Raw genomic sequence first — 8,129 nt, forward strand, 5'->3', positions numbered from 1 at the left:
GACATGCTGAACTTTGACAAGGACCGCTTCATAAGGATCCAGAGTGGGGCCGTTTCCATCGCCGGCGAGGCGCGCTCGCTGATGCGCACGCTGCTTGCGGAAGGCGTCGAGCGTCTGTTTTTCATGGGGACCGGCGGCGTGCAGCTTCTGACGCTTCCCGCGATCGAGCTGGCGAAGCGCTACTCCACCTTTCCGGTGAGCGCCGAATATCCGGCCCAGGTCGTGCTCGATCCGCCGGCCGGTCTCGACAACAAGGCCGTGGTCGTCATCCCGTCGCTGTCGGGCACGACCAGGGAAGGCGTCGAACTGATGGCTTTCCTGAAGAAGCGAGGCGTGCGCACCATCTCGCTCACCGGACATTTGGACACGCCGATCGCGCGGGAAGCCGACCACAACTTCACGAACTTCGCCGAGGACGACACCTCCTCGGAATCATTCTACCTGCAGACGCTGCTGATCGTCTTGGCATTGCTGGCCGAGCGCGGCGAATACGATGGTTTCGACGCGGCTGTCGCCGAACTCCAGCAGTTGCCCGGCCTGCTCGCCGATGCGAAAGCCGCCTTCGAGGACAAGGCCGCCGAACTGGCCGCGACCATCAAGGATGAGACCTATCACATTTTCACCGGTGCCGGCTCGGTATGGCCGGAAGCAAACTATTACGGCATGTGCATCCTCGAAGAGATGCAGTGGATCCGTACCCGCCCGGTGCATGCCGCGGACTTCTTCCACGGCACGCTCGAACTGGTCGAGCCGGGCGTCAGCGTCTTCGTGTTCAAGGGCGAGGACGCTCTTCGCCCCTTGGCCGACCGGGTCGAGAACTTCGCGAGACGCTACACGGATCGCGTTCGCACGCTGGATGCTGCCTCGGTCAAATTGCCGGGTATCTCCCAGCAGGTGCGCGGCATGATCTCGCCTGTGCTGCTCGCCACCTTGCTCGAGCGGTTGAGCGCGCATCTCGAGGTGCTGCGCAACCACCCGCTGACGACCCGTCGCTACTACAAACGCGTTGAATACTGATCCCCTCACCTCAGAAGGAGCTGCTTATGAAACGTTCGCTGCAAGTCGTGGCGGTCACAGTGGCCGCGGTATCATCATCATTGGGGCTGTCGATGAGTGGCAGTTCCGCCGCTTCGCCGGCTGTCGCGGCCGACCCTAGTGCCAAGGTGGAATACAGCGGCACGCTGTCGATCCTGACCAAGTTCGGGCTGCAGCAGCTGTCGCCCTATTTCGTCAATCTGGCGCAGGATTATGAGAAGCTCCATCCGGGCGTGAAGGTCGAGCTCATCCAGGAGAGCGACGATAGCGTGAAGGGCAAGACGAAGACGTTGGTCGCTTCGAATTCGCTGCCCGACGTCTATTTCTCCTGGACGGGCAGCTGGGGTGGCAACTTCGTGCGCGGCAATCGCGCCGTCGACCTGAGCGCGGTCATCGGCCCCGATACCGACTGGGGCAAGACGCTCTCTCCCGCAGCCGTCAAGGCATTCGAGTACAATGGCAAACTCTACGGCATACCGCTGTATCAGGACGCCAAGTTCATGGGCTACAACAAGCAGATATTCGCCAAGCTCGGCCTGAAGGCGCCGGCCACTTTCGAGGAATTGCTGACCAGCTGCGATGCCATTCGCAAGTCCGGCGCAACGCCGATCTCGCTGGGCAACAAGGAGGCCTGGCCGGCAATCCACTTCGCGGGCCAGCTGCTCGCCTACAATGTCCCGCAGGCGACTTTGGAAAGGGACTTCGATCCGGCAACCGCTGACTATAGCGATCCGGGCTATGTCGCGGCGCTCAAGCAGTTCAGCCAGCTTGTCGAGCGCTGCACCGATGGCGCCGGCGTCAATGGCACGTCCTATGCTTCGGCCCTCCAGGCCTTCACCAACGCGCAGTCGGCCATGTACTATCAGGAGATCATCGAGTTCGATCAGGCCGCCACGCCGGATTCGGCGCTGAAGCCTGCCGATTTCGGCTTTTTCAGACTGCCCGTGCCGGAAGGCGCCAAGGGCGACCCCAAGTCGATCGAGGGTGCGCCAGAGGGCTACATGATCAATGCGGCGTCGAAAAACATCCCGCTGGCGATCGATTTCATGAAGTTCGTGACCTCGAAGGAAAACGCGCAGGTCCTGTCCGCGCCGCCCTATGGCCAGCCGAGCGCCACCATCGGCGGCGCCTCGGAAAAGAACATGAGCGTGGCTGTGGTCAACGGTCTCAAGGACATCAACGCGGCCTCGCATCTCATGCCCTGGTTGGACACGGCCAATCCGCCGCGCGTGGCCGCCGTCTGGCTGTCCAGCCTGCAGGCGCTGGCGGGTGGTTCGATGACGCCTGAGCAAGTGATGGACGAGGTGCGCAAGGCCTCATCCGCAGCCAAATAGAACAGACCATGGTCAGGACATCGGACACAATGGAAAGCGGCGCCGTGGTTCGCGGCGCCGCAAGGCCGCAAAGGCCAAGAAGCCTGCGGGCTCGCTTCGGCAATCTGTTGTCGTTCCGATGGGCGGCGATCGCGCTGATCCTCATCGGCTGGTTTGTCTATTATCCGATCGTCGACAACTTCATCGTCAGCACCACCGACCAGGATATCTATACCGGCGAGGTCACCAATGTTGGCCTGGCCAACTACGACCGGCTGCTGCATGACCCGATCGTGCTGGTCGCACTCTGGAACAACTGCCTCTACGCCATCATCTCCGTCGTCTTCCAGGTCTTCGGCGCGTTTCTGCTGGCGGCCATCATTGAGGATCTGAGGAGCGAGCGTTGGCGCCGCTTGTGGCGCGCCATCTATTTCGTGCCTTCCGCCATCTCGATCACGGTTACCGGCCTGCTGTTCTATTTCATCTACCAGCCGCAGATAGGATTGCTGGATGCGGCGCTCAGCCGCGTTGGTCTCAGCCAGCTCGTCATGCCCTGGCTCGGTAGTGAGCACACCGCCATCTACGCCATCATTGCCATGAGCCAGTGGCAGGGTTTTGGTTATTCGACGCTGTTGTTTGCCATTGCAATCCAGAAAATCCCGCGCGATCTCTACGACGCCGCCACGATGGACGGCGCCGGTTCGCTCCGGCGCCTGTGGAGCATCACCTTTCCGCTGACCCGGGAAATGACCGGGCTGATGATCATCGTCACCATCGCCGGCGCATTCCAGGTGTTCAACGAAGTCATGGTCATGACGGCGGGCGGCCCCAACAACAGCAGCCAGGTCCTTGGCACATGGCTCTACCAGAAGGCCTTCATCGAGGACAATTTCGGCTATGGCTCCGCGATCGCCGCCGTCATCTTCGTTCTAACCATGCTTACCGGCGCGGCACAGCTCTGGTACACCAAGCGTCGCCGGGTGCAGCTATGAGCGCGACCGTTACGGCCGGGCGGGCCCGGCATGTGAATGTGTGGTCGGTCATCGCCAGGACATTCCTCTATTCGTTCCTCGTCTGCCTCGGCGTCGTCGTCATCTATCCGCTGATCTGGATGGCGCTCAGCGGCGTCAAGGACAATGCGCAGATCTTCGGCGATCCCTTCGCCCTGCCTGTCCATTGGTCATGGAACAATTATGTCCAGGCGTGGAATCAGGGCGTTCGCGGCTATGTGACCGTCTCCGTCCTGGTGACCGTGGCCTCCGCCATATGCACGGTGCTCATCAGCGCCTGGACCGCCTTCGGCTTGACCCGGACCAGGATGCCGGCAAAGCCGTTGGTTATCGCCATCGTGCTAGGCGGATTGATGCTCAGTCCCACCGTGGCGATCATTCCGCTGGTGAAGATGCTGCAGGCGCTCGGCCTCTACAACACCTACTGGGCGCTGATCATCCTCTACACGGCGTTCCGGGTGCCGTTCACCACCTTCCTCATCCGCGCCTACATGCTGGATCTGCCTGGAGATATCGACGAGGCGGCGACGATGGACGGTGCCAGTGAAGGCCAGATCTTTTGGCGCATCACCCTGCCGCTGTGCCGGCCGATCATCATCTCGTGCGTCATCCTGCACGTCCTGTTCGCCTGGAACGAATATCTGTTCGCCATGGTCTTCACGAGCGGCAGCGATGTGCAGACACTGCCGGTCGGCCTCACCTCGATCATGGCAACGCACGGGACCAACTATGCCGTTGTCTTCGCCGCCATGACGATCTCGGCCTTGCCCATCGTGATCGTGTTCTTTGCCGCGCAGCGCTACTTCATTCGTGGCCTGTCCGAAGGCATCGGCAAGTAGCAATCCCTTGAGAGGAACCTTCATGCCGCAGCTTGCCTTTCATCGGCTGACCGGAGCCGACCTTTGCCTTCACGCACGGGTGCCGGCATGACCCAGCCAAAGCTCGTCGCCGTCGGCGACAATTGCCTGGATGCCTACCTCACCAACGGCTTGCTCACCGTCGGCGGCAATGCCCTGAACGTCGCCGCGCAATGGCGGCGCAATGGCTGGTCGGCACGCTATTTCGGCGCCGTCGGCGAGGATCCTGAGGGTGACGTGGTGCTTGCCGAACTCGCGGGCGTCGGCCTGTCGCCGGACGATGTCGAACGGCGCCCCGGCGACACTGCCGTCACCTTGCTCCGCGACGAATCCGGCGACCGGAAGTTCCTGCACGAATCCTTCGGGGTGGGCGAGAACTACATGCCTGCGCCGGAGCATTGTGCGGTCATCGCCGCGGCCGACTGGGTGCATCTCGGCACCAATGCCAACAAGGACCTTGTCCGCCGGCTGGTCGCGGATCATGTGCCGTTCAGCATCGACGTCTCGACAGCGCATCTGGCGCTGCGGCTCGACGGCGTGCCCATGCTGTTCGCCTCCGGCCCCGACGACGTCGATGCTCCGGTTGAGCCCTTGCTCTCCGCGCTCAGGGCCGCCGGCGCAAGGCAGGTGGTCCTGACCTGCGGCCGGCGCGGCTCCTATTTCGACGATGGAACGAATATCGTGCACGCGCCGGCGACGCTTGTCGATGTCGTCGATACTTGTGGCGCCGGCGACAGCTTCATAGCCACTTTCCTGACCGGCTTCCATTTCAATGGCCTCCACGCTTCTGAAGCTTTGCACAAGGCTTCGATCGCGGCGGCGCAGACCTGTACGCATCTCGGCGGGTTTCCTCAGAAGCCGCGTCCCATCCCGGACTGGCTGCTGGCCAAATACGCCAGCTTCATCACCGACGAGCAGGGAGCCTGACCGTGACGACACTTCGTTTGCGACAGCCGGCGGCCGCACTCCCGTCCGACCGGTCGTTCTGGCTGCAGGATATCGGTGCCGGCGCGGCGACCGAGCCCTTGCAAGGCAATGAGCGCGCCGATGTGGTGATCGTCGGCGGTGGTTATACCGGCCTGTGGACGGCGCTGCGCATCCGCGAACTGGCGCCGGAAACGCGGGTCATCGTGCTTGAAGCGGACCTCTGCGGTTCTGGAGCCTCAGGCCGCAATGGCGGCCAGGTCCACTCGTGGTTCGCCGAGCTCGATCAGATCAGCACGGTCGTCGGCCTCGAAGAAGCGCGGCAACTCTGTGCCGACACGGTGGCGTCGATTGCGGAGTTGAAGGCGCTGCAGCAAAACGGCACGATCGACATGGATCTGCGGCTGGACGGATGGCTGTGGACCGCGAGTTCGATTGCCCAGGAAGGCGCGTGGAAGCACGCCGTTGCCATGACGGCGGCGGTGGGAGAGAACCGTTTCAAGCCGCTGACGGCCGAGGAGATCGAACGCCGCACCGGTTCATCCGCATCCTATGTCGGCGTCGTCGAGACCAATGCCGGCACGGTCCATCCGGCCAAGCTGGCGATCGGACTGCGCAACCTGGCATTGGCACGCGGCGTCATCATCCACGAGCGCAGCCCGGTTCTCGACATCGAACCCGGCAGGACATGCAAGGTGGGCACGGCGCAAGGCGCAGTGCAGGCCGAGAAGGTCGTGCTTGCCGCCAATGCATGGCTCTCGGCGCTGCCGGAACTGCGCCGCCATCTCTATGTCGTCGGCAGCGAGCTCATCGCCACTGCCGCCGTACCCGAACTGCTCGACAGCATTGGCTGGCGCGACGGCGCCTCGATCTGCGATTCCCAAGCCCAGGTCCTCTATTACCAACGCACCACCAAGGGCAGGGTCGTCTTCGGCCGCGGCAGCGGTAACGTGGCCTTCAGCGGAAATTTCGGCGCCAGCTTCAACCGCAGCCCGGAGCATGGCGGGGACAATGTGCGGGAGCTGCACAGGGTCTATCCATCGCTGCGTGGCGTGGCGGTCGAGTATGACTGGTCAGGCCCGATCGACTGCGTGCCCGAACACGTTCCCGTTTTCGACCACCTGCGCGGCCATCCCAACATCTTCTACGGCATGGGGTTCAACGGAACCGGCATTGCGCAGACGCCGATTGCCGGACGCATTCTGGCCAGCCTTGTCCTGGAGCGCAAGGATCGCTGGAGCGCCAGCGGGCTGGTCGGCATCGAGCGGCGCATGTCGCTGCCGCCCGAGCCGTTCCGCTACCTCGGCGCCAAGCTTGTCCGCAGCGCGGTACGCCGCAAGAACGAAGCCGAGATCCGCAACCGCAAGGCGGACAGGATCACCAATCTGCTGGCCAGGCTGAAGCCGGGCCGCCGCAAGAAATAGGCGAGCATCTTGCCCAGCGTCATGCAACCGAGGAGAGCACAATGACCGATCTGACCCTCAGGCAAATCAGGAAGTCCTACGGCAGTGTCGATATCCTCCATGGCATCGACCTCGACATAAGATCGGGCGAGTTCATCGTCTTCGTTGGCCCTTCGGGTTGCGGCAAGTCGACCTTGCTGCGGTCGATCGCCGGGCTGGAGGAAATCACCTCCGGTGACCTGTGCATCGATGGCGAGATAGTCAACGACGTGCCGCCGTCGAAGCGCGGCATCGCCATGGTGTTCCAGTCCTACGCACTCTATCCGCACATGACGGTCTACGAGAATATGGCCTTCGGCATGCGGATCGCCAAGGTCGGCAAGGCCGAGATCGACCAGCGGGTGAAGCAAGCGGCTGAAATCCTGCAACTGACCAAGTATCTCGATCGTCTGCCCAAGGCGATGTCGGGCGGCCAGCGCCAGCGCGTCGCCATTGGCCGAGCCATCGTGCGCAATCCCAAGGTCTTCCTGTTCGACGAGCCGCTGTCGAATCTCGACGCGGCGTTGCGCGTCGCCACTCGCATCGAAATCGCCAAGCTCAAGGAATCGATGCCGAACACGACGATGATCTACGTCACCCACGACCAGGTCGAGGCAATGACGCTGGCCGACCGTATCGTGGTGTTGAAGGACGGCTATGTCGAACAAGTCGGCACGCCGATGGATCTCTACAAGAAACCCGGCAATCTGTTCGTCGCGCAATTCATCGGCTCGCCAGCCATGAACATCGTGCCAGCCAGGATCGAGACCGCTGGTGCGACAACGGCAATCAGCCATATCGGCGGAAACAAGGTCAATGTGCCCTTGCCGACGCCGGCGTCCGCCAAGGGAGCAGCCGTCAGCTTCGGCGTGCGGCCGGAGGACCTGTTCATCGTCACCGGGTCTGATTTCCTGTTCGAGGGAAAGGTCGACTATGTCGAGCAACTCGGCGAGGTGCAGCTTGTCTATGTCGACATCGGCCGCGCCGACCTGCCGCTGGTGACGAAACTGCCCGGCAATGTCGAGGTCAAGCGCGGTGCGACGGTGCGTTTGAACACCAACCCAGACGATCTTCATATTTTCGATGCAGATGGATGTTCGGTCCTCCAGCCGTAAGCCGCTCATGGATAAGCGGGACCCACCTGTCGCCAGAGACGGGACGCGCCGAATTGCACGCGGCACTGACCGCTACCTTTTGACATCGGCAAGGTCGCGTTGGCATCTACGGCGCTCTGTTTGAGGGCGGGCCAACGGATCCGCGTTCGATGATCCCGGTCGGCAGAACGAGCCTTTCGGCCGGTCGTGTTTCGCCCTTCAAGCGGCGAATGAGCAGTTCCGCGACGCTTTTGCCCAGCGCATAGACGGGTTGGTCGACGACGGTAATGGGTGGAGTCGTGACGCTCGTCCAGTCCGCGTCATGGAAGGTGATGAGCGAAACGTCTTCTGGAATGCGCAGCCCGCGCTGACGGATGACCCTGAAGCGCATCGTAAAGTTAACTGAAGGCTGACGGAAATCTGCGATCAGGCAACATGTCGAAGATTTCCCGTG

8 protein-coding genes are annotated in these 8,129 nt (G+C 62.4%); 7 read left to right on the forward strand and 1 reads right to left on the reverse strand.

What is annotated here, in order from left to right; all coding sequences use genetic code 11:
• Positions 1-3 precede the first annotated feature (3 nt).
• The 7 genes from FCU66_RS35755 to FCU66_RS35785 all read left to right on the forward strand — a co-directional run bounded on the left by FCU66_RS35755 (position 4) and on the right by FCU66_RS35785 (position 7,696).
• On the forward strand, positions 4-1,017 hold the full coding sequence (locus tag FCU66_RS35755; protein ID WP_136620640.1) for an SIS domain-containing protein: 1,014 nt from the start codon (positions 4-6) through the stop codon (positions 1,015-1,017).
• A gap of 26 nt (positions 1,018-1,043) precedes the next feature.
• Positions 1,044-2,369 (forward strand): ABC transporter substrate-binding protein, encoded by a 1,326-nt coding sequence (locus FCU66_RS35760; RefSeq protein ID WP_136620641.1) that lies wholly within the window; start codon positions 1,044-1,046, stop codon positions 2,367-2,369.
• A 29-nt stretch (positions 2,370-2,398) separates the two neighbouring features.
• A complete protein-coding gene (locus tag FCU66_RS35765) occupies positions 2,399-3,340 on the forward strand; it encodes a carbohydrate ABC transporter permease (RefSeq protein WP_246094171.1) in 942 nt (313 codons plus the stop codon).
• Positions 3,337-4,197 (forward strand): carbohydrate ABC transporter permease, encoded by an 861-nt coding sequence (locus tag FCU66_RS35770; protein WP_136620643.1) that lies wholly within the window; start codon positions 3,337-3,339, stop codon positions 4,195-4,197. Before FCU66_RS35765 ends, FCU66_RS35770 begins: the two co-directional genes overlap by 4 nt.
• Positions 4,198-4,284: 87 nt before the next feature.
• Positions 4,285-5,142 (forward strand): PfkB family carbohydrate kinase, encoded by an 858-nt coding sequence (locus FCU66_RS35775; protein ID WP_136620644.1) that lies wholly within the window; start codon positions 4,285-4,287, stop codon positions 5,140-5,142.
• Between the two features lie 2 nt (positions 5,143-5,144).
• The gene (locus FCU66_RS35780; RefSeq protein ID WP_136620645.1) at positions 5,145-6,563 is read left to right on the forward strand and encodes an NAD(P)/FAD-dependent oxidoreductase; all 1,419 of its coding nucleotides are present in this window, start codon (positions 5,145-5,147) and stop codon (positions 6,561-6,563) included.
• Positions 6,564-6,604: 41 nt separating this feature from the next.
• The gene (locus tag FCU66_RS35785; RefSeq protein ID WP_136620646.1) at positions 6,605-7,696 is read left to right on the forward strand and encodes an ABC transporter ATP-binding protein; all 1,092 of its coding nucleotides are present in this window, start codon (positions 6,605-6,607) and stop codon (positions 7,694-7,696) included.
• Between the two features lie 106 nt (positions 7,697-7,802).
• On the opposite strand, the gene FCU66_RS35790 is transcribed toward FCU66_RS35785, so the two are convergent.
• On the reverse strand, positions 7,803-8,129 hold a 327-nt coding region (locus tag FCU66_RS35790), incomplete at its 5' end, for a substrate-binding domain-containing protein (protein WP_136625484.1).

The sequence above is a fragment of the Mesorhizobium norvegicum genome, from assembly GCF_004919685.1.
Lineage (GTDB): Bacteria > Pseudomonadota > Alphaproteobacteria > Rhizobiales > Rhizobiaceae > Mesorhizobium > Mesorhizobium norvegicum.